Source organism: Halomonas sp. TD01 (assembly GCF_923868895.1).
Lineage (GTDB): Bacteria > Pseudomonadota > Gammaproteobacteria > Pseudomonadales > Halomonadaceae > Vreelandella.
The window spans coordinates 1,516,181-1,539,118 of the sequence record NZ_OV350343.1 but is presented as its reverse complement, the minus strand read 5'-3'; the positions used below and the strand labels follow the sequence as shown (position 1 = coordinate 1,539,118).

The 22,938-nt window shown below is 52.7% G+C and carries 13 protein-coding genes; 7 read left to right on the top strand and 6 right to left on the bottom strand.

What is annotated here, in order from left to right:
- Window positions 1-34: 34 nt before the first annotated feature.
- Both L1X57_RS07185 and L1X57_RS07180 read right to left on the bottom strand, forming a co-directional pair.
- On the bottom strand, window positions 35-3,139 hold the full coding sequence (locus tag L1X57_RS07185) for a bifunctional diguanylate cyclase/phosphodiesterase (RefSeq protein ID WP_009723039.1): 3,105 nt from the start codon (window positions 3,137-3,139) through the stop codon (window positions 35-37).
- Between the two features lie 221 nt (window positions 3,140-3,360).
- Entirely contained in the window at window positions 3,361-4,434 is a 1,074-nt protein-coding gene (locus L1X57_RS07180; RefSeq protein ID WP_009723040.1) for a GGDEF domain-containing protein, read from the bottom strand.
- 243 nt (window positions 4,435-4,677) lie between these two features.
- Here L1X57_RS07180 and L1X57_RS07175 point away from each other — a divergent pair, with 243 nt between their 5' ends.
- Window positions 4,678-7,269: a bifunctional diguanylate cyclase/phosphodiesterase gene (locus L1X57_RS07175; RefSeq protein ID WP_009723041.1), complete on the top strand. Its 2,592-nt coding sequence runs from the start codon at window positions 4,678-4,680 to the stop codon at window positions 7,267-7,269.
- Window positions 7,270-7,307: 38 nt separating this feature from the next.
- Here the strand turns inward: L1X57_RS07175 and L1X57_RS07170 are convergent, their stop codons facing one another.
- Window positions 7,308-8,195 carry a LysR substrate-binding domain-containing protein gene (locus L1X57_RS07170; RefSeq protein WP_039868866.1) on the bottom strand — a complete coding sequence of 296 codons (888 nt, stop codon included), beginning with the start codon at window positions 8,193-8,195 and terminating at the stop codon, window positions 7,308-7,310.
- 124 nt (window positions 8,196-8,319) lie between these two features.
- Between L1X57_RS07170 and amaB the strand changes: the two genes are divergently transcribed.
- The 3 genes from amaB (at window position 8,320) to amaA (ending at window position 12,687) form a co-directional block, all read left to right on the top strand.
- Window positions 8,320-9,813 (top strand): L-piperidine-6-carboxylate dehydrogenase, encoded by a 1,494-nt coding sequence (gene amaB / locus L1X57_RS07165; RefSeq protein WP_009723043.1) that lies wholly within the window; start codon window positions 8,320-8,322, stop codon window positions 9,811-9,813.
- 68 nt (window positions 9,814-9,881) lie between these two features.
- Entirely contained in the window at window positions 9,882-11,339 is a 1,458-nt protein-coding gene (nhaC, locus tag L1X57_RS07160) for a Na+/H+ antiporter NhaC (protein ID WP_009723044.1), read from the top strand.
- A 55-nt stretch (window positions 11,340-11,394) separates the two neighbouring features.
- A complete protein-coding gene (gene amaA, locus L1X57_RS07155; protein ID WP_009723045.1) occupies window positions 11,395-12,687 on the top strand; it encodes an L-pipecolate oxidase in 1,293 nt (430 codons plus the stop codon).
- Between the two features lie 67 nt (window positions 12,688-12,754).
- On the opposite strand, the gene hglS is transcribed toward amaA, so the two are convergent.
- Genes hglS through L1X57_RS07140 form a run of 3 tightly spaced genes read right to left on the bottom strand, consistent with a single transcriptional unit; the run spans window position 12,755 to window position 18,518 of the window.
- Window positions 12,755-14,116, bottom strand: a complete 1,362-nt coding sequence (gene hglS, locus L1X57_RS07150; RefSeq protein WP_234667989.1) for a 2-oxoadipate dioxygenase/decarboxylase HglS — start codon at window positions 14,114-14,116, stop codon at window positions 12,755-12,757.
- Window positions 14,113-17,241, bottom strand: coding sequence for a D-2-hydroxyglutarate dehydrogenase YdiJ (ydiJ, locus tag L1X57_RS07145; RefSeq protein WP_234667987.1), 3,129 nt, complete (start codon window positions 17,239-17,241; stop codon window positions 14,113-14,115). The genes hglS and ydiJ overlap by 4 nt, the downstream gene beginning before the upstream one ends.
- On the bottom strand, window positions 17,238-18,518 hold the full coding sequence (locus tag L1X57_RS07140; RefSeq protein ID WP_234667985.1) for a 2-aminoadipate transaminase: 1,281 nt from the start codon (window positions 18,516-18,518) through the stop codon (window positions 17,238-17,240). Before L1X57_RS07140 ends, ydiJ begins: the two co-directional genes overlap by 4 nt.
- A gap of 414 nt (window positions 18,519-18,932) precedes the next feature.
- On the opposite strand from L1X57_RS07140, the gene L1X57_RS07135 reads away from it, so the two are divergent.
- The 3 genes from L1X57_RS07135 (at window position 18,933) to L1X57_RS07125 (ending at window position 22,933) form a co-directional block, all read left to right on the top strand.
- Window positions 18,933-19,958, top strand: coding sequence for a TAXI family TRAP transporter solute-binding subunit (locus L1X57_RS07135; RefSeq protein WP_009723051.1), 1,026 nt, complete (start codon window positions 18,933-18,935; stop codon window positions 19,956-19,958).
- Window positions 19,959-20,045: 87 nt separating this feature from the next.
- Complete coding sequence (locus L1X57_RS07130) at window positions 20,046-21,968, top strand: TRAP transporter permease (protein WP_039868873.1); 1,923 nt, start codon at window positions 20,046-20,048, stop codon at window positions 21,966-21,968.
- Between the two features lie 77 nt (window positions 21,969-22,045).
- On the top strand, window positions 22,046-22,933 hold the full coding sequence (locus L1X57_RS07125) for a LysR substrate-binding domain-containing protein (RefSeq protein WP_009723053.1): 888 nt from the start codon (window positions 22,046-22,048) through the stop codon (window positions 22,931-22,933).
- The last annotated feature ends 5 nt before the right edge of the window (window positions 22,934-22,938 follow it).

Below are 22,938 nucleotides of genomic sequence, written 5' to 3'. Positions count from 1 at the left end.
GCGCTGTCTTCTGGCCGCACAAGGGGGCTAGCTATCAGGTAAGGTTGAGTTCTTTGAGCATTTTTGAGGGATGTTCGTACCACGTCTGCAACGCCTTTGCCGGCATGGGACGGGCGATACCGAATCCTTGCAACAAATGGCAGCCCATTTCTGTCAGTCGTTTGACGTGAGCGTTACTCTCAACCCCTTCCGCGACGACTTTTTTATTGAATCGTTTAGCCAGATACACAACGCTCTCAACAATGGCCAAATCATGATCGCGCTCCAACATGTTGATAACGAAGCTGCGATCTACTTTAACCACGTCCACGGGCAGATCACGTAGGTAGGTCAGCGACGAATACCCCGTACCAAAATCATCCAAGGCAACGTTCACCCCTAGCGAGCGACAGGCACGCATGACCTGTGTCGCGGCTTGTAGATCGTCCAGCGCCGCAGACTCCAGTACCTCAAGGCATAGCAGTGCTGGCGACACATCTGGGTGTGCGGCTAACGCACCCTGCAGAGTATCGAAGAAATCGGCTCGGGTGAGTGACTGGGGGCTCAGGTTAATGCATACCTCCAGCATGATGTCGCTGGCATGCCACTCCTCCATCTGCTTCAGCGCCGTTTCGAGCACCCATGCATCAAAGCTCAGTTCTAGTTCGCTGCCAGCAATCGCGGGTAGAAACTGACCGGGGGCCAGCAGCCCACGCTCGGGGTGCTGCCAGCGGATCAGCGCCTCCACACCGGTGACCTGCTGAAGGACTGGATCAAACTGTGGCTGGTAAAAGAGCACAAACTCATCTGCATCAAGTGCACGTGCAATTTGTCCACGCCGGATCTGAAGGTCCTTAAGCTCTTGTTCGCGCTCAGGGTCGAACAGGACGAAACGATTACCACCGACCATTTTGGCGCGATACATCGCCTGGTCGGCGTGACGTAACAGGGTGTCAGGATCATTGTGATCAGCAGGAAAGAGAGTAACGCCTAGGCTGCCAGTCAGTCTTAGCGGCGTCTTATCTGTGACCCCTAGTTCAGGTATCCTCAGTGGTTTCGTAACCTGTTGAAGTATAAGTTCTAAACGCTCCAGACTGCCCTCAAATCGGTGCAGTAAAAAGGCAAACTCATCCCCGCCGATACGAGCGATAAGATCACCTGACCCTAGCGCATTGACCAACTGTCCAGCCAAAGCCACCAGGATTCGATCAGCCCCCGCTCGACCAAATCTCGAATTGAGTTCCTGAAACCCATCTAAGTCGAGTACCGCTATTGCCAGGGTTTCATCTGGCTTGCTGCTATCAAGCGCCTCATGCATAAGCTCAATCATGTGGCGGCGATTAGGCAGTGCGGTCAGGCGATCCACATACCCCGCTCGAAACAGCTCATCCGCATGCTGCTTGATACGCGTCAGGTCGGAGAAAACGGCAACATGATGGGTAGTGTCACCAGTTTCATTGCGTACCACTGAAATTGACAGCATCTCTGGCAATGGATCGCCGTTTTTGCGTCGATTAAGCACTTCACCCTGCCAATATCCCTTCTCGTTCAGCGACGCCCACAGTGACCGATAGAAGCTAGGTGTTTGGCGCCCTGACGATAAGACCCGAGGGTTCTTGCCAAGCACTTCGTCACGGGTATAGCCGGTAATTCGTTCAAATGCTTCATTAACCTCAATAATGCGATTATCGCTATCCGAGATCATGATCGCTTCACGACTGCTAGAAAACACCTTGGAGGATAGCTCCAGGCGCTTCCAGGCTTCATCGTTCTGACGGCGCAAGCGTAAACCGTGAATCAGTTGACCAAGTGGCCGGAGCAATGGCTCAAGCAACGTAAGCGTTTCATTGCTATACCCCTTAGCACAGTTGGCAAGTCCCAGCATGGCAACCATCTCGCCTTCCACTGAGACAGGCAGACACAACAGCGTATCGAGGGAAGGATGCCCTTTAGGCAGTCCGCCACGCCTTGGATCATGGGAAGGTCGATTGCTAATCAGCGGCTTGCCAGTACGCAGAACATGACCATAGAGTGAGTCTAACTGAGAGAACACTAAACCGTGCGCTTGTGCCTTACGGTAAAGTGCCCGTGAGGCGTCGTCCCAACTAATATCAGTAATGGCGTGGGTCTTAAGGAACGGCTCTCCGTTCTCATCCTTAAACACCTCACCAATAAACCCGTATTCACTCTCCGTTAGCGACAGCAGCGCCTCTAGCGCACCTGAAAACGTAGCGGAGATATTATCTCCAGCAATAATGCTCGCTTGCAGGCGAGTGATTAGATCATCGATACGGTGACGCCACTCAAGTTCGTGTTTGTTCCGCTGAAGGAGCGTAATGTCCTGCAGGGTGCCGGCAATATGGCGGGCGGGCACCGTATCGTCGATAGAAGCGCCCGTTAACTGTACCCAGGTAATCGCCGTTTCGCCGGGGGCTTTCAAACGTAGGCAGGCGTCAAAAGGGGTGCCCTGATGAATGATCTTCCCCAGCCCGCTTTCCAGTGTGTCGCGATCTTCAGGCAAATAGTGGTTTGCGAGCTCAAGGCGGCTACTAGGTGTTAACGGCGCAGCGCCATGCAAGCGCAGAAACGCCTCATTGCCCCACATCGCATTGGAGCTTACATCGAGCTCCCAAACACCCAGCCCCGCGTGATTAATAAGTTGCTCCAGACGTTGAAGCCGCTGCAACTCTAGATGACTCATAACTTGGTGAGCTAAGGCCTGCAAATGACGCTTATGCTCGTCACCTATTGCCCTTGGGCGGTGATCTATCAGGCACAGCGTGCCAATAGAAAACCCGTCGGGCGTCACTAGCGGCGCTCCCAGGTAATAGCGAATATAAGGCGGGCCGGTGACTAAGGGATTATTCTGGAAACGGGCATCCACAGTGGCATCCAACACCTCCAGAAGCTCGTTTTCCAAAATGGCATAAGCGCAGAACGAGACGTCACGGGGGGTATTGGCAATTTCGAGGCCCACCTGGCTCTTGAACCACTGACACTCTTCTTCAACCAAACTGATCAGCACAATTGGAACGTCAAAAAACTTGGCGGCCGAACGGGTAATGGCGTCTAAAACAGAGTCAGGTGCCTGGTTATGACGTATATAGCGCCACATCGCACGCAAACGGTCTGCTTCATTCGGTGGCAATGGTGCAACCATTAACACTCCTCAATGAAACAGAGCTGAAGGTTTGCCAAGGGGCAAAATAACGACGGCCTGAACTCAAGACGCATGGGAGACTTCCTTACATTATTTTTCTGGGCATCTTTTAGTATCGGCGAAAGTTGAAATAGCTTGAGTGATTTAACGTAAAAACAAAGGCTTTACGACACCTTAGGCTTAAATCGCTTCCCTGAACACCAGCGCACAAGCGTTATGGGTCAACGCTTTTCAATAGGCGAGATACCTTCAATTACGATGCCATTTCGACCCTGCCGCTTTGCTTGGTAGAGCAAGCCATCGACCGTGTGCAACCTCTCTTCTAACTGACTGTTCGCATTAAGAGGGCAAATGCCAATACTTGCCGTGACATATATCGGCGTGTCTGCCTCTGCTGCCATCGAGGTGCTGGTTAGGCTATCCAGCAGGCGTTCAGCCGCTTGCTGTGCCTCTTTTACCGAAGTATTAGGCATTAGCAACATAAATTCTTCCCCGCCCCAGCGCGCCATGACGTCAGCTTCGCGAAAGATCGATACACAAAGATCAGCAAAACACTTCAATACGTCATCCCCCGCAGGATGACCAAACACATCATTAATACGCTTAAAATGGTCTAAATCCACCATTACTAATGCGGCTGAGGGCGCGCCACGTTTTATTAGCGCTAACGTTTCCTGCAGTCGTTGTTCGAATGCACGGCGATTTAATAAGCCAGTCAACATATCCGTCGCAGCTAACTGCACCATCTCTTCCCGGGTGGCCTCCAGCTCAAGAATCAACTGCTTTTGATAACGGTATGAAAGCATCAGCTCCATATGCGCCATCACTTGATTAGCAAGCGCTTGCAACGCGAAGCGCTGCTTATCCGTCAACTCACGGGGCTGGTAATCCAACACACATAAGGTACCTAGCGGATACCCCGCTTCGTTTTCCAGCAATGCCCCCGCATAAAAGCGTAGATGCGGGTCGCCGATAACTAACGGGTTACTGGAAAATCGTTCATCCAGCGTAGTATCCGGAATAATAAACAGGCCTGATTGAAGAATCGCATGCGCACAAATCGAAATATCCAACGGGGTTTCACGTATCGATAACCCCTTGATGGCTTTAAACCACTGGCGATCTCGATCAACGAAGTTAATTAGCGCAATAGGTGCTTCGCAGATGATAGAGGCTACCTCAGCTATTTCATCGAATGCGGCCTCTTTAGGGGTATCGAGTATCTCGTACCCAGCCAGTTCGGCTAGCCGCGACTCTTCATATGCTGAGGTACATCGTTCATCAATTTTTGACATAGCATCCTAGACATCCATAGTACAAGTAAGGCCTTAGCACGGTGAAACAGTATGACCAAACAGACGTTCAAGGGCTAAACTGCTAGGTACTGTTAATCGCGATAATTAGCATAAAGGACGAGCACTTTTACGTTGCTATCACTTATGTTTAGTTACATGGTACGTGTTGAACAGCCACGCGTCAGAATTAAACAAAAACACAGCCATAAGGCCCTTAGGTCTTATGCATGAAAGGGGCGCGTTATGTACCATGAATTTCCGCTACTAGAGGCCCAGCAGGAAATCCACGAGCTGACCGCCGCCGGAGCGCCACTCACCACAACGCTGGTCGCATTGATTGAGTGGGCAGAACTGATGCTGCCTGACGCGCTGGTTTCCATTATGCGCTTCGATCCGGCGCAGAACACGTTAAGCCTCGTTCCTAGCCCGCGCTTTTCAGCTAGCTACATCGCCCAAATGCAAAACATTGAGATTGGCCCCGCAATTGGAACGTGCGGACGAGCCGCCTTTAAAAAACAGCTAGTAGTCACTGGTGACATTGACACTGACCCTAATTGGAAAGACTTTCGCGAATTAGCACGCGCAGAAGGACTACGCGCTTGCTGGTCAATGCCGATCCTTTCCGCTAACGATGAAGTGTTGGGTACTTTCGCCACGTATTACCGCCGCCCAGCAACGCCTTCACAAAACGCGCAGAACTCCCTAGCCCGAAGTGCCAGCCTCGCCGCCCTGGTGCTTGTGCGGCACCGTGATAAACAGCATCATCGCACGCTTTCTGAGTGGCACCGCTCCCTGTTTGTGAATCACCCTGATGGCGTTTACGAATTTGATCTTAACGGACACTTTCAGCGCTGCAATAGCGCACTTGAAAGCATTACCGGCTATCCGGCGTCTAATTTAATAGGGGCTCATTTTAACCAGTTTATTGCTCCCTCCTTTCAGGAGCTTACTCAGCAAGCGTTTGATAATGCTTGCCGTGGCGAAGCCATTACTTATGAAACTGTCGGAAAGCATGCCAACGGCCATCACTACCATCTAGAGATTACCAATTTCCCAGTGGTGGTGGACGACGTGATCGTGGGGGTTTATGGAATATGCCGCGACGTTACCGAGCGCAAACAACAAACCGAAGAAATGCGCTTGCTAAAACGGGGGATGGAAGCCAGTCCCAGCGGCATTATCATGGTGGATGCGCAACAGGCCGGCATGCCGATTGTGTTCGCTAACCCTGCTTTTTCGCGCATTACTGGCTACGAGCATGGTGAAATCATCGGTAATAACAGCCGCTTTCTGCACGGCCCCGAAACGGCCCCTGAAGCGATTGACGCCATTCGCGCCGGCATGTGCGAACAGCGTGACGTGAGTATTACGCTGCTTAATTATCGTAAAGACGGCGAGCCCTTTTGGAATCATTTGGTGGTCAGCCCAGTGTTTGATCAAAGTGGCACCTGCAGCCACTTTATCGGCATTCATCAAGATATCACCCATGAAAAAGCCCAAGAGGCCAAACTGGCCTATCAGGCCACCCATGATTTGCTCACCGGTCTGCCCAACTACTCTGCCTTCACCGAACGATTAGCCAGCCGCTTTCAGCTTCACGCCTTAGGGCCACACCTTGGCACACTGGTGGTAATGCAGCTTGATCTAGATGGTTTTAAAGCCATTAACGATGGCCTGGGCCATCACGCGGCTAACCGCGTGTTAATTACCGTCGCCCAGCGCTTAGAGGGGCTGGTTAGCCCTCCTTCCATGGCGGCTAGGTTAGTGGGGGATGAATTTGCCCTGCTGTTGAGTGTAAAAGATGACCTCGACGCCACGATCAACCTATTAGCCGAGCGCATTCTCACCACCCTTGCGGAGCCTATAGAGCTTGAGGGCCAATTGGTTCACCTTAGCGCTAGCATTGGCATTGCCTGTGACACCGCTACCGTTGTAGCGCCCTACAGCCTGCTCCAACACGCCGACTTAGCACTGGAACAAGCCAAGCGCCAGGGGCGCAACACCTGGCAATGGTACCGTGGGCGAAAAGCGGAGAGCGTTAAACACAGCGTCGCCATGCGACACGACTTGCACACTGCGCTTATCGAAGGGCACTTTGAACTGCACTATCAGCCCCTGGTCGATGCTATGAGCAGCCGCATACGCAGCGTTGAAGCACTCGTGCGTTGGCGTCACCCCACGCTTGGTTTAATCGCCCCGGGTGAATTTATCCCACTCGCTGAGCAAACGGGGCAAATTATTCCACTGGGACGCTGGGTACTTCTCCAAGCCTGCCGAGAAATTGCGGCACTGAACGAGCAAAGTGACCGAGTGCTCTCAGTGGCAGTGAATATTTCCTCGCTGCAGTTCTGCCGAGACGGCTTTCTTGATGAGGTAAAATACGCGTTAAAAGCAACTGGCTTACCACCGGAACGCCTTGAATTAGAAGTGACAGAAAGCGTCTTACTGGATGGCACAGACCCCATTATTGAGCTAATGCAAACGCTTAAAACCATGGGGGTGCGCGTCGCCCTGGACGATTTTGGCACCGGCTTTTCAAGCCTCAGTTACCTGTGCGACTTGCCCACCCATAAGGTCAAGCTAGACCGCCGTTTTGTGCAAAAGACGCTGGAAAATCGGCGCATGGCCGCCATTGTCCAGGGCGTGATTACCATGGCACACCATATGGATATGCAAGTCGTCGCCGAAGGCATTGAAACCCGCGAACAACAAGAAGACCTCACTCGCCGCCACTGTGACCTACTCCAAGGGTACCTATTCGCACGCCCCATACCCTTAGAAGAACTAAAGCGCCTGCCCGACCATTTACCCGTCGCCCTAACAACTAACAACTAACAACTAACAACTAACAACTAACAACTAACAACTAACAACTAATCCAAACGAGCTCGTATCCAGTCAATAAAAACGCGCAGTTTATAAACGTCGACCATATGTTCTGGGTAGGCCATGTAGTAAGCATCCTGGCTTTTAAGCGAGAACTGCCAAGGAATGACTAATTTCCCCTCATCAAGCTCTTCTTGGGCAAGAAACCTTGGCACTAGTGCAACACCGCAGCCCGCGCGGGCAGATCTTAACGCCATATAGAACGTATCGAATCTTGGCCCATGGTAGCTGTGCTCCGTATATAGATCTTGTGCTTCAAACCAGTCATGCCACCCCTCGGGCCGAGTAGAAACCTGTAACAACACCATGTCTGTTAAATCCAATGGGTCGCGTACGGTCGTCTGCTCCATAGTGGAGGGCGCGCAGACAGGCACCACGTCTTCATCTAGTAACTTAATACACTCAGCCCGCGGCCATACACCATGGCCAAAAAAGAAAGCCGCCTCTATGCGCTCTTTTTGCATATCAAACGGCTCGGTACGGTTAGAAATATTAAGATTAATATCTGGATGCTTAAAGCGGAATCCGTTGAGTCTTGGGATAAGCCAACGCGCCCCAAAGGTGGGCAACGTGGCAATATTCAGTACATCTGCCTCTACGCCATAAGACTGCATATAACGCGTAGACATTTCGACCTGGGCTAGTATTTTACGCGCTTCGCCAAGATAGACCGCCCCCTCTGGCGTCAGGTGCAGGCGCTTTCTCACCCTCCTAAACAACGGATGTTGCAGCGTTACTTCCAATTGTGACACCTGCTTGCTCACCGCACTTTGCGTCAGGCTCAGCTCATCCGCGGCCCGCGTAAAACTGAGATGCCTCGCCGCGGCCTCAAAGCAATTCAAGCTGGTCAAAGAAGGTAAGTTTCGACGACGCATGGCAATCCCACTTGGTGAAATTAAGGAATGATGTTTTTCACAAACATCGTTTGATGAGCTACCGCAAGCTTGGCAATACTGGCCCTGTAACCAATTTACTCACAACTTAATATTTGGTGAAGCAATGATTCATTCCCTGATGGAAAAAATGGGTGTCGCAAAAGAACAGTATCAAGGCGGCAACCTGATTGTTACAACGCCGATTGATGGTAGCGAGATTGGCCGTCTCACAACGGCCTCTAGCAGCGACGTTGAAACAGCTATCGCGAACTCAGAAAAAGCCTTTCAGGCCTGGAAAAGCGTGCCAGCCCCCCGTCGTGGTGAATTGGTGCGCCTTTTTGGCGATCAACTGCGCCAGCACAAGGAATCTCTCGGCGAGCTGGTCACCTGGGAGTGCGGCAAGATTCTCCAGGAAGGGCTTGGCGAAGTTCAGGAAATGATCGACATTTGCGACCTTGCCGTTGGCCAATCACGCCAGCTTTTTGGACTGACCATCGCTTCCGAGCGCCCTGGTCACCACATGCGTGAAAGCTGGCACCCGTTAGGTCCGATTGGCCTGATTACGGCGTTTAACTTTCCCGTCGCCCCATGGGCATGGAATTCAGCCTTAGCGCTGGTTTGCGGCAATAGCTTACTTTGGAAACCTTCTGAAAAAACACCGCTAACGGCGCTGGCATGCCAGGCACTGTTAGAGCGCGCCATTGAAGAGTTCGGCGATGAAGCACCTGAGCACCTGAGCCAGGTGATTATTGGTGAGCGTGCCGCTGGCGAACAGCTGGTCAATGACGCTCGCGTTGCGCTGATCAGCGCCACCGGCAGCACCCGCATGGGTCGCGAAGTAGGCCCACAAGTGGCAGCGCGCTTCGGCCGCAGCATTCTTGAACTGGGTGGCAACAACGCCATGATCTTAGCGCCAAGCGCAGACCTTGATATGGCGACTCGCGCCATTCTCTTCTCTGCGGTAGGTACAGCAGGACAGCGTTGTACGACACTGCGCCGCTTAGTCGTTCATGAATCCATTAAAGATGAAATCTTAGCGCGTCTTAAGAAGTCGTATAGCGCGGTGTCCATCGGCAATCCGCTTGACGGTAACTTGGTTGGCCCGTTGATTGATCACCAAGCCTTTGATGCGATGCAAAGTGTGCTGGCTAAGGCGCGTGAGCAAGGTGCGAGTGTATTCGGCGGCAACCGTGTAGAGATCGCCAACAGCAACGAAGGCTACTACGTCGAGCCGGCCATTGTTGAAGTGACAGAGCAGAACGACCTGGTCAAGCACGAAACCTTTGCACCCATTCTCTATGTCCTCACCTACAAAGAGCTGGATGAAGCCATTGCTACCAATAATGACGTTCCCCAGGGTCTGTCATCTTGTATTTTCACCACCGATGTTCGCGAAGCCGAAACTTTCATCTCTGCCGTTGGCAGTGACTGTGGCATCGCCAACGTCAACATCGGCCCGAGCGGTGCCGAAATCGGTGGCGCATTTGGGGGCGAGAAAGAAACCGGTGGCGGTCGCGAGTCTGGCTCCGACGTTTGGAAGAGCTATATGCGTCGCCAAACTAACACCGTGAACTACTCTCGTGAACTCCCATTGGCCCAAGGTATTAAGTTCGACTAACCCTTCCCCTCTATAAGGGCCCTTATCTGCAGGGCCCTTACTAAAATCATAAAAAATGAAGGTGACGTATGCGTGACGATGTCCAAATCGGCCCGACGCCGGGCCTCGCGATGGCGCTATTACCGCTGCTGGCCACTACCGCTATTCTAATTCTGCAATTTTTTATCTTCTCTGACTTTACCCCGCATATTCCTTTAGCCTTCGGGATAATGATTTGTGCTCTGTGCGGACGCATCCGTGGCATACCCTGGCAGAAAATGGAAGCCTCAATGCTTGAGGTGGTTAAGCTAGGGATGCCCGCTATTTTTATCCTTTTAGCAGTCGGCATGGTGATTGGTACCTGGATTCTTTCCGGCACAGTGCCCACGCTGATGTATTACGGTTTTCAACTGGTTTCACCCTCTTACTTCCTCGTCGCGACCTGCGTCATTAGTGCTTTGGTATCTCTTGCCACAGGCACATCCTGGGGCACAGTAGGAACGCTCGGGCTTGCCCTAATGGGCATCGGGGAAGGGCTGGGCATTCCCATGTATCTAACGGGCGGGGCGTTGGTATCCGGTGCGTTCTTTGGCGATAAAATGTCGCCCTTATCAGAGACTACCAACTTAACCCCTGCCGTATGTGAAACCGATTTATGGAGCCATATACGTAGCATGATGGCCACCACGGTGCCCGCCATGATTGTCGCGCTGGTACTTTATATGTGGCTCGGCACTAGCTATGGCGGCCAGCTTGAACGGAGCACCGATATTGCAACATTCCGCCAGGCACTTGATGACACCTTTACGCTCTCTTGGGTAACGCTGATCCCGCCCTTTGTTGTCATCGGTTTAGCGCTTGCCAAATTTCCGCCTTTTCCAACTATTTTCACCGGCGCTGCGATAGGCGGCTTAGTGGCCATCGGCGTTCAAGGTGAAACCGTACATGCCGTGTTTGATGCCATGCAAAATGGTTTTAGCAGCGATACCGGTAATCCGGCGATTGATGCTCTGCTCAGCAGTGGCGGCGTGCTCTCCATGACCTGGGTCGTAACGCTTACGTTCTTCGCGCTGGGTTTTGCTGGCATGCTGGAAGCCTATGGCACCGTTGATGCGATTATTAAGCAGCTCATGCGGCTCATTAAAGGTCGCTTCAGCTTAGTGGCAACAAGCTCCGGCACAACGCTGGCGGTAAGCACTATTATTGGCGATGTGTATACAACACTGGTGCTACCTGGTCGCTTGCTGAAAGGCCAGTATCAAGCCATGGGCTATAAGGCATCGACGCTGTCACGCACCATTGAAGACAATGGCACGCTCTCCTCTCCGTTGATTCCTTGGAACATGGGCGGTGGGTTTGTGTCCTCGACGATTGGCGTACCCACGCTAGCGTATGCGCCCTTCGCCTTCGCTTGCTGGTTATCCCCTTTATTCGGCTTGCTGTGGGCACTAACCGGCCGCTTTATTCCCCGTGAAGCCTCCGAGGACGAGGCTGAAAACAAACCCCATACGCCCAAAACCGACTACTCCTCCCAACCCACTTCATAGCCATACAAGGTCGGCCCATGGCCGACCTGCGCTTCTTTTCAGGAGGTACTATAAGATGCAAACGACCCTCTCCGAGCGCTGCCTTTGGCTGCAAACGAGCGCGGAAGCCCCAGTACAATACCCTGCGTTAACGAACCAGGAAGAGGCCGAGGTCTGTGTTGTTGGTGGTGGTATTACAGGCCTGTCCACCGCGTTACATTTGGCCGAAAAAGGCATCAAGGTCATCTTGCTGGAGGCGGGAGATATCCCCACGGGAGGCTCAGGCCGCAATGTTGGTCTCGTTAATGCTGGGCTTTGGATTCCACCCGATGACATTGTGGCTGCGCTAGGTGAAGAGAAAGGTGAGCGCGTTAATACTATTTTGGGCGGCGCTCCAGCAAAGGTATTCGACATTATTGAGCGCTATGCAATTGAGTGCGATGCGACGCGCACAGGCACCCTTCACCTTGGCCATAACACTAAAGGCTGCCAAGAGCTCGCACGCCGCCGGGATCAGTTACAAAACCGTGGGGCGCCGGTGACGTTAATCGAAGGAGAGGCATGCGAGCGGATGACGGGAACCTCTCAGATACATACAGCGTTGCTTGATAAGCGCGCAGGTACTATCAACCCCTGTGCCTATACGCGAGGTCTCGCACGTGCGGCAGCGGATCTTGGGGCTATTCTCTACTGCCAAAGCCCCGTAACAGGCATCGAGCGACAGGAAGACCGCTGGCGCGTGCTGACTCAAAACGGCAGCGTGACCGCGAGCAGAGTCGTCATGGCGACTAATGCGTATACCGAAGATGACTGGAACCAAGTTCGACAACACTTCTTTACCGGCCATTATTATCAACTGGCGTCAGAACCGCTAACGGGCGAAGCTGCCGATGCAATTCTTCCAGAAAAGCAAGGTGCTTGGGACACCCGGACAGTGCTTAGCAGCATTCGCCGGGATAAGGCAGGGCGCTTAATACTGGGCAGCCTGGGCAAAGGTGAAGGCAAACCACTGGCCTACTTAACCCGCTGGGCCGATACCATACAGAATCATTATTTTCCCGAGCTCGGCAACGTTCGCTGGGAATACACCTGGACAGGTAAGGTCGCGTTCACACCGGACCACACCTTGCGTATTTTTGAACCGGCTCCTGGGATATTGTCAGCCACTGGCTATAACGGACGAGGCATTACTACCGGCACGGTGGTTGGCGAAGGTTTTGCCCACTACATTGCAAACGAAGATGACAGTCTGCTACCTCTTCCGCTATCGCAGCCCAAACCCATCAAAGCACGCCCGCTGTGGAGCTGTGCCTATGAGGGCGGTTTCTCGCTATATCATGCGGGTCAGTGTCTACGGGTGCTTATCTAATAAGGGCGTTACTACTTAACAAAACGGCAGCACATTCCTGTGCTGCCGTTCTTTAATTAACGATGGATTAGTTTTTTAAACTTGCCAGCACCTTCGCTTTAGAGGCATTTTCGCGCTCTGCATAGAGCGATAGCTCGTCTGTTACCTGGGCACCCAGCGCTTCTTCAAAGGCATCGCGATTGGCATTCCCGGCATAGGCTTCGCTCTCAGTGCCACCCAGATTTGACTGGAAAATACCCGCCGCACTGACCGGCAGAAAGTCTTCATAGGTTATCGGCTGTGCTTCCACTAGGCCCTGGGCGATTAACGAATCAATATCGGCACTACCAGCGTCTTTAGCGGCCTGACCTTTCTCGGTCAGATGATAGTGAAAATACGCTAACGCCTCACGGCGCATTGCCTCATCGTTATCAGGGAACTTGGCGAATACGTTCTTCATGACCGTCTGGTGCGCGTCGTTATCCAACCCTGCGGTTTGCTTACGGCCTTCAGTAAGCAACTGGTCATAAAGCGCACGGCCTTTCGGTGTTAGCGCCACACCGCGCTGTTCAATTTCACCAAAGCGAGCGGTGTGGGTGCCTTGCGCGTCACCAGCAAAACGAATCGATTCCTCTAACGCCTTAAAACTGGTCTGGCGCAGCAGAATCGGGCACTCACGACGCGGTGGCCCTTCAATGACGGCTTTGGGGTTCATGCCCATCTCCGGCATGCGGCGCTGTACTTCGTCGATATCCAGGGTGCGCGGCGTCAGGTGATTAATATGCGGCCCACGGAAGCACACCACATCGGCAATCAAACGGTGCTCATCATGTAGCGCATGATAGGTATCCAGATCGACCGTCGCATCCTGGTGCCAACGGAAAGTTTCCAGAGCTTCTTTGACGAACTGGTCGGCCTCTTCGCTGGTTAACCCACCCTGGGTTTCATGACGCTCAATAAGTTCGCGCGCCCCTGGGGTAAAGATATCGCGCTTAGCCAGAATTTCTTCTGAACGCTGGCGCAGCGCCTCGCTTTCAATAAGCTCTAAACGCAGTAGCGAGGTAAAAACGCGGAAAGGGTTCATCGCCAACGCGTCATCGTCGATGGGCCGGAAAGCGGTTGAGTGAACCGGCACGCCCGCTTCAGAAAGATCGTAATAACCGACAGGATACATGCCCATAACGGCAAACAGGCGGCGCAGCATGGAAAGCTCTGTAGCGGTTCCCACACGAATGGCTCCGTGGCGCTCTACGCTCAAACGCGCCAACTCACCCTGTGCCTCCAAGCGGCGATGAAGTTCAGGCTGCTGACTAAGCGTTTCTTGATTAACGCGCTCGACAAGTTCAAGCAGCGTGCCGTACTGCGGCACTTCGGCTTGATACATGGCCGACATCGCCTTAGAGAAACGGTCGCGAACATCATTGGTTGAAAGAAGGTTCGGTTGAGTCATTTCGTTGCTCTCTCTTGCATATTGTTGGGATAAGGATGAGATACCGACGTCAATTGCGCCAATAGCGCCTGAAGCGGGTGTGGCAAAGTTTGCCCAGAATAGCGTTTCACCTGGCTGCGGCAGGAGTAGCCTGTGGCGAGCAGCTTGCCCTTGTTTTGCTCGGCTTCCACCTGGGGCTGCCAGGATTGGGCGTAGATCGTCTTCGAGGTTTCGACATTGCGGGTTTCATGGCCGTAGGTGCCGGACATCCCGCAACAGCCTGTGGTGGCTAACTCTAGCTGTAAGCCAAACGCCGCAAACACCTGCTGCCAGGCCTTGGGGCTGCCCGGTGCGTTGGTTTTTTCGGTGCAGTGGGACAGCAGCTTAAAGCCAGGATCGGTTAAGTTCAGCTGGCGAGGCGCTAGCGTGTTAATACGGGTAGCCAGCCACTCTTGCAGCATTAACACCTCGGGGACCTGCTCGGCACCTAAGGCTTTCACGTACTCCTGACGATAGGTCAGCGTCATGGCGGGGTCGATACCCACCATCGGCACCTCAAACTCTGCCAACGCCCGCAGGCGCTTGGCCTGTTTTTCTGCCGTGCGCTCAAAGGCACCTAAAAAGCCCTGTACCTGCAGCGGTTTGCCGTTGGCAGAAAACGGCATCACAAACACCCTCAGGTTGAGCCGCGACAGCAGTTCCACCACGTCTATCACCAACTTGGCTTCAAAGTGGCTGGTGAACGCATCCTGGACAATTATCACGCTGTTGGCGCGCTGCTGCTCGGTCAGCAGCGCAAGCGAGGTGGGCGTGGCTTCGGCAACGCCCCAGGCACGCAGCTGTTTTTTCACGCTAGCGCGGGAAAGCTGCGGGGAGTCACTCATTCCAAGCCCTTTACGCATCAGGCTATCTACCCAGCGCTGGTTGAGTAGGGCGTTATACAGCGGCGCAACCTTGGCAAGGGTTGGCAACATGAATTCGGTGCCACCGATGATGTAATCGCGCAGCGGGCGTAAATAGCGGCCGTGGTAGACCTCTAAAAACTGCGAACGGAACTGCGGTACGTTGACCTTAATCGGGCACTGGCCCGCGCAGGATTTACACGCTAAACAGCCCGCCATGGCATCGTAAACTTCGTGAGAATAGTCGTGGTGTTGCTGCTTGCTAACGGTGTTCATGACCCGGCGGGGAAAGCTTTTAACAAAGCCCCAGCCGTTTTCGGCTTTTTTCTTGCGCGACTCTTCCACCACATCGATACCCGCCTGGGTTTGTAGGCGTAGCCACTCACGCATCAAGCTGGCGCGGCCTTTGGGCGAATGACGACGATCGCGGGTAGCCTTCCAGGAAGGGCACATGGGGTCATCAAGGTCGTAGTTATAACAGGCACCGTTGCCGTTGCAATACACCGCCGCGTCGTAGGCCTGCCAGGCGCGTTCGTCGATGGTGCGATCCAACTGGCCGCGCATAGTGACGCCATCGATCGTTAACAGTTCAGGATCGCTGTCTTTGGCAATCAGGTTATTGCTTTCGGCGGGCGACGCAATTTTTCCTGGGTTTAGCTGGTTATGCGGATCAAACGCGGCTTTAACGCGCTGCAGGCTGGGGTATAACTCACCAAAGAACTTGGGGCCGTACTCCGAGCGCACGCCTTTGCCGTGTTCTCCCCACAACAACCCGCCGTACTTCTGGGTCAGGGCTGCCACTTCATCGGAAATCTCACGAATCAGTTTTTCCTGCTCGGGATCTTTCATGTCCAGCGCCGGGCGCACGTGCAGCACTCCCGCATCCACATGGCCAAACATCCCGTATGCAAGTTGCCTAGCATCCAACGCGGCACGAAACTCAGTAATAAAGTCAGCCAAGTGCTCCGGTGGTACGGCAGTATCTTCCACAAACGCAATCGGGCGCTTTTCGCCCTGTACATTGCCCAGCAAACCCACCGAGCGTTTGCGCATGGCGTAGACTTTTTGGATCTGCGGGCGACCTTCGGCCAGGGTGTAGCCTAAGCGCTCAACGGTAGCGTCTTGGCTCAAATGGTCAGTGAACGCCTGTACCCGTTCCGCCAAGCGCTCAGGATCATCGTCATTAAATTCGATCAGATTAATGCCACGAATCGGCGTACTACCGGTGGCGGGGAAAAACTCAGCTACGCTGTCCCAGACAAAGTCTTCCATGGCCAACTGCAACACGGTGTCGTCAATGGTTTCAATCGAGGTGGGCCGAGCGCTGCTGGCCATCAATGCCTTAGCATCACGCAGGGCGCCCATAAAGCCTGGGTAGCGCACATTAACCAAGGTGGCGTGCTTGGGAATCGGCAGCACGTTCAATACCGCTTCATTCAAAAAACCCAACGAGCCTTCCGAACCACACAGCAGGCTGTTCAGGTTCAGTTGGCCTTGCGCCTCCCGCAGATGCGCCAAATCGTAGCCGGTTAAGCAGCGGTTGAGCGGCGGAAATTTCGCCTCAATCAGCTCACGCTGCTGGTCGATAATCTCAGCGGCAGTGGTATGCACCTGGCCGAGAATGCCGGAGTGGGCAGCGGCCTGCTGCTCTTCGTCAGCGCTAAGCGCGCGGCTATGCAGATGCTGGCCTCCCAGCAGAACCGTGTCCAGTTCCAGCACATGGTCACGGGTTTTGCCGTACTCGCAGCTGCCCTGGCCGCTGGCATCGGTGGAGATCATGCCGCCGATGGTGGCGCGGTTAGAAGTAGACAGCTCCGGGGCAAAAAACAACCCATGGGGCTTCAGCGCCGCGTTGAGTTGATCCTTCACCACGCCCGCCTGAACGCGCACCCGCCGTGCCTCTACATCAATCGATAGGATCTGGTTCATATGGCGGGAAACATCCACCACGATACCGTCGGTCAACGACTGGCCGTTAGTGCCCGTGCCGCCGCCCCGAGGCGTTAGCACGATATCGCGGTGGGGCAGCTCAGCGGCTAGCTTGGTAAGGCGTTCAAGATCTTCCGCGTGCTTAGGAAACACCGCCGCCTGGGGCAGGCGCTGGTAAATCGAGTTATCCGTCGCCAGCACCGTGCGGTTGGCGTAGTCAGGGGCAATCTCGCCTTCAAAGCCGCGAGCGCGCAAGGCGTCGAGAAACGCCACATAGCCACTTCGCACTGCCACTTCGCTGACCATTGCGATCATGCCTTGAGCGTCTCCAGCGCCTGCTCGATAAGCCCTAGCCCTTCTGCCATGACGTCTGCTTCAGTGGTCAGCGGCGGTAATAAGCGTAAGACATTACGTTTGCGGCCACTGGGCATTAACAAAACGCCAGCATCACGTCCGGCGGATAACAGGTTAGCTAAGTGCTCCGCCCCCGTGGCGTTTTCAGTGTCTTCAAAGACGATACCGCGCATTGCACCAATACCGGTCATGGCCCCTAGCATGGGAAAACGCTCGCTTGTCTTCCAGCGTTGGTAAGCACTCACAATCGCCGCTTCCTGGGCATCTCCCCATGCACTTAGCGCGTCATCCTGCATGATATCCATGACTGCCAACGCGGCTGAGCAAGCCACCGCATTACCTGAATAGGTGCCTCCCAACGCGCCTTTGGGTAAGGCATCCATTAACTCTTTACGCCCGACCAGGGCAGCAAGCGGAAGACCTGAGGCAATACTTTTTCCTAACAGAAGCAGGTCGGGCTCGATGCCGAGGTGACTGAAACCAAAGCGCTTACCGGTTCGTCCGAAACCTGATTGGATTTCGTCACAAATCAATAAAATACCGTGCTGATCGCAGATTTCCCGCAGCGCTTTGGCAAACTGGGGGCAAAGTAAACGAAAGCCGCCTTCCCCTTGAATGGGTTCAACGACGACACACGCTACTTCACTGGGGGCAATCTCGACGTCAAATACGCGCTCTAACGCAGCCAGCGATTGCTCAGCGGATACCCCACTGTCCTGACTAGGAAACGGCACGTGATACACCGGGCCAGGCAACGCGCCCAAGCCTGCTTTATAGGGCTTAACTTTGCCGTTCAAATTGAGTGCTGCCAACGTGCGGCCATGGAAAGCATCGTCAAAGGCAATCACGCCTTGGCGACCCGTAACGCCACGGGCGACTTTCAGGGCATTTTCGGTCGCTTCCGCACCGCTATTTGTCAGCATACAGCCCAACGGATAAGAAACCGGCACAAACTGATCAAGACGCTCTACGACAGAAAGGTAGCCACGGTGAGGCAAGGCATTAAACGCTGAATGCATGAGGGTATCGACCTGGGCCTTGACGGCCTCGACCACCGCTGGATGGCCATGCCCCAGGTTAAGCACACCAATACCGCCAATAAAGTCGATATAACGCTGCCCCGCCTCATCCCATACCTCTGCATTCCGCCCTTTAGTAATACAAACGGGATGAAGGATGCCTAATGCACTGCTGACGTAGGGAAGGTCCATCGTCGTAAACGCTCCTGAAATTGCCATGTGTTCCCTTATCAAACAGGTTCATATGGCAGATCACAAACGAAAAAAAAAGCTAAATACATGCCAAGCAGGAATGCATTGGGTGTGAACACTTAATCAGAAGCAGAAGCCCAGCATAGCCCACTCATTGCTAGCACATATTCCACTAGGCAGACTATAAAAAGAAAACGTCGTGCTGGGCATGCAGATAAAAAGAACAAATTATTGATTACATAAGGGATTTCTTAAAAGCTTTTGGCATGACAAAATGGAATGCGTACGCAACTTAATTTCTTTTGTCTGTCGAGCTGCATACGTGAACAATAGCCAGCTATCTTTTTCGCGACATTTTTACTGATCGATCCCCAGACGGTCGGATTGCGAAAATTGCTAAACATAATTTTATTATAAATAATTTAATTAGCAGGAGTTAACATGAAAAACATTCCCTCTAACGTGTTTCCAACAAAAGTGCTATCACCAAAAGTGCTATGCGGCGTAGGTGCCACTCTTTTGTTGGCAGGCTGTGGTGGCGAGAGCAAACCTAATATCGCTATTGGCCCCCCTGCCAGTACCACTCAAAGCGTTTCTCAACTACTTTTTGATGCCTACGGGATTGGTAGCGATAAGTACAATACCTATCAGGAAGGGTTTGGTGCTGCACTCGATGGCGTACAAGATGGCAACATCGATATTTCTATCGGCATTCTTGGTTTGCCTTCTGGTAGCATCGAGAACTTACAAGCCTCGAGTGGCGATGCACGCTTGATTAGTTTAAGCGATGACGCTATTGACTATATTGAAGAAAATAGCGCTTATCAGCGCTTTACGATTCCTGCTAATAGCTATGCTTTCCAAAGTGAAGATGTAAATACTATTACTGCTTATGCCATTTTAGTTGGCAACACGAATACTATTGATGAAGAGCTAGGTTATGAACTAGCGCGTTTAATGCATGAATATGCTGAAGAAAACACGCACTCTCAGTCTGCGTTTATTACCCTTGAAAATGCACTGAATGGCTCAGAAGGTCTGCCCATTCACCCCGGTGCTAAAAAGTATTACGAAGAGCAAGGCCTCACCGTAGACAACCCTGTCGCTGAGCTTAGCGAAACAGACGCCAAAGAAGAGTTTATTTTAGGTACCGGTAGCCAAGGGGGTACTTACTACCCACTGGGTGGTGAGATGGCCACTATTTGGAACCGGTATCTGGAAAATCAAAACTTCACCAATATTGAAACTGGCGCCTCAATCGAAAACTTAGTGAGCATCCGTGATAACAATATGGATCTCGGGATGACCGTGCACGCACCGGCGCAAGATGCCGTTGCAGGAAGCGGAGAGTTCGAAAGCGGTGCTATTGATAACGTCGCCTTTATCGGACACATCTACCCTGAAGTCATTCAGATTGTCACTCGTGAACGCTCCAACATTGACAGCCTAAGTGATCTAACCGATTGATGTTCCCTTTTCGCCGCTGGCTAAGCCAGCGGCGTTATATGTATGAGGTTTAATCGTGGATAAAAAAAAACTCCTGACGAAGCGGCGCTGTTAGAAAAGTATGATCGTGAGTCACAAGTACGTTCGGCACTTCAGCTAGGCAAGTGGGGATGGCTGATCACCCTAATGGGTGTATCACTGACGTGTTTTCATCTCTACACCGCTTATTTTGGTACGCTACCGTCACAGCAGCAAGGCGCCGTCCACTTAGGGCTTGCTTTGGGGATGATCTTTATTCTATTCCCTGCAACGCGAGGCGCAGGCAGGCGCAATGGAGTGCCGTGGTACGACGTACTACTCGCCTTCGCAGCAACCTTTGCTGCCTACTATAAAATCCTGTTTTATGAAGAAGTCCTGCGTGCAAGGGTCACGGGCTATTCAGCCTTTGATCTAACGATTGCCGCACTCGGCGTGCTGTTTGTACTAGAAGCAACTCGCCGTACCGTTGGTATGCCAATCGTTGTCATGGCCACGCTGGCAATTCTTTATGCGCTGTTTGGCAATCTAATACCCAGCCCTTTGCTTTCCCATCCTGGCTTCTCTCTTGAGCAGGTGTCTCCCTACTTATGGTTCAGGGAAAGCGGCGTTTTTGGTACGCCTCTGCAAATATCGGCGCGCTTTATCTTCTTGTTCTTGTTTTTCGGCGTTGTCCTGATGCATACCGGAGTAGGTCGATTCTTTAATGACTTAGCCTTTGCACTAACTGGGCGCTTTACTGGTGGTGCCGGCAAAGCCGCTGTCATAGCAAGTTCGCTGCAGGGCATGATTTCGGGAAGCTCTATCGGCAACACCGTGGCCTCTGGCTCTTTCACCATTCCTATGATGAAAAATGCCCGTTTTAAACCCGAGGTAGCGGGAGCAGTCGAAGCGTCAGCCTCTACGGGTGGTCAGATCATGCCCCCCTTAATGGGCGCAGCGGCCTTTATCATGGTGGAGTATGTAGGCGTTTCTTATCGCGAAATCATGTTCTCGGCGCTGATTCCCGCCATTCTCTATTTTGCGGGTATTTTTATCGGGGTTCATTTCGAAGCCAAACGTCATCGCATTCTCGGCCTTCCTAAAGATCAATTGCCCAGCAAGCGTAAGCTCATGCTGTCAAAAGGCTACATGCTACTGCCTTTGCTCGTCATTATTACGACCATTAGCGTTGGCTTTACCGCTCAACGAGCAGCACTACTGGGGATAGCATGTGCGTTTGCTGTCAGTTTGGCGCGCAAAGAAACACGCCCCTCATTAAAAGATATATTGGTTATTTTTGAAAAAGGCGCGCGCGTGGCACTGCCAGTGATCGCTGCAGTCGCTTGCGCAGGTATTATCGCTGGCGTGGTAGGCATGACAGGAATGGGGTCAAAATTTGCCGCCGGCATTATTAGCTTGGCTGATGGCGTTTTGATACTTGCCCTGTTATTCACGATGATTGCCTGCATTGTTCTGGGCATGGGATTACCCACAACAGCAAACTATGTCGTCACTGCCACAATTGCCGCACCGGCGCTTATTAATGAGTTTGGCCTTCCGCCAATGGCAGTGCATTTGTTTGTCTTTTATTTCGGCATCATCGCCGATATTACGCCTCCCGTTTGCTTAGCCGCCTTTGCGGGTGCGGGTATTGCGCAAGCCAACCCAATGAAGACCGGCTTTACGGCGGTTAAATTGGCGATTGGTGCGTTTATTATTCCTTATGCCTTCATTTATAATCCCATGCTGGTACTAGTCGAACCTACGCTGCTGGGTCTTTTAAGCGCGTTGTTCTTTTCACTCGTAGGGATTATGGGCGTCAGCAGTGCGCTACTCGGCTACTTTGTGCGCGATTCCTTCTTCTGGGAGCGTCTGGTACTGTTAGTTGCAGGGCTTGCCATGGTGGTTCCTGAGTTGCTAACCAGCGGCTTAGGCTTACTTGCCATGGTGACGGTGGGCTGGCTTCAGTCGCGCCGTCCTGACAAATATCAGGAAGCCGCGTCGCTCGCCTAATGAGCCATTATAAAAGCCTAGCTTCCCCCCGGCGCTTAGTCGCCGGGGCGGCTTTCAGGTCATCAGGAGCGCCAGGTTTGGCATCACGTAATCTTCCTTCTACGGCGGCTATGCAGTGCTTTGAAGCGGCCGCACGTCATATGAGTTTTACTCGGGCAGCAGACGAGCTAAACCTCACGCAAAGCGCTGTCAGCAAACAAGTTGCACACCTCGAAACCACCTTGCAACACAAGCTATTTCGTCGCGTGCGTCGCAGCCTGCTGCTAACCCCAGAAGGAGCTATTTTTTTAAGTGACGTACGTAAAGTGCTCACTCAAATTGAGATGTCGACGCAAGCGATAATGACCTACAGCGGTAATAGCGAGGTTCTTAAAATCGCCACATTACCTAGCTTCGGTAGCCGCTGGCTAGCCAATAAGTTACCTACCTTTCTGGCCGCGAATCCCGGCATTAGTTTGGAGTTTCATGACCGCGTAAAAGATTTTGATCTTGAGCAGCAAGATATCGATATTGCTCTGTTTTATGGACATGGAAGTTGGCCAAGCCTAGCTTGTCATAAGCTTATTGATGAGGATATGGTCGCGGTTGCTTCTCCAGAATTACTGGCTCAGCACCCCATTCATTCAGTGGATGACTTAACACGACTGCCGCTGCTTCACCTCTCGACACGCCCTGACGCTTGGCACCACTGGTTTGCAAACCAAGAGATCATCACTGACCGTAGCTATCATGGCACTCGCTTCGAGACATTTCCTATGCTGGTACGAACGGCAATGGCAGGCGGAGGTGTCGCACTGGTTCCTCACTTTACCGTCGATGAAGAGTTGGAAGGTGGCCGACTGACAGTTGCTTGGCCATATAGATTACTCAGCGAGAGTGCTTATTATCTTGTTTACCCTGAACACCTAGGGGAGCTCGCCAAGGTGCGACGTTTTGTAGAGCATATCATCCAGTTCAGTGATTGATACTG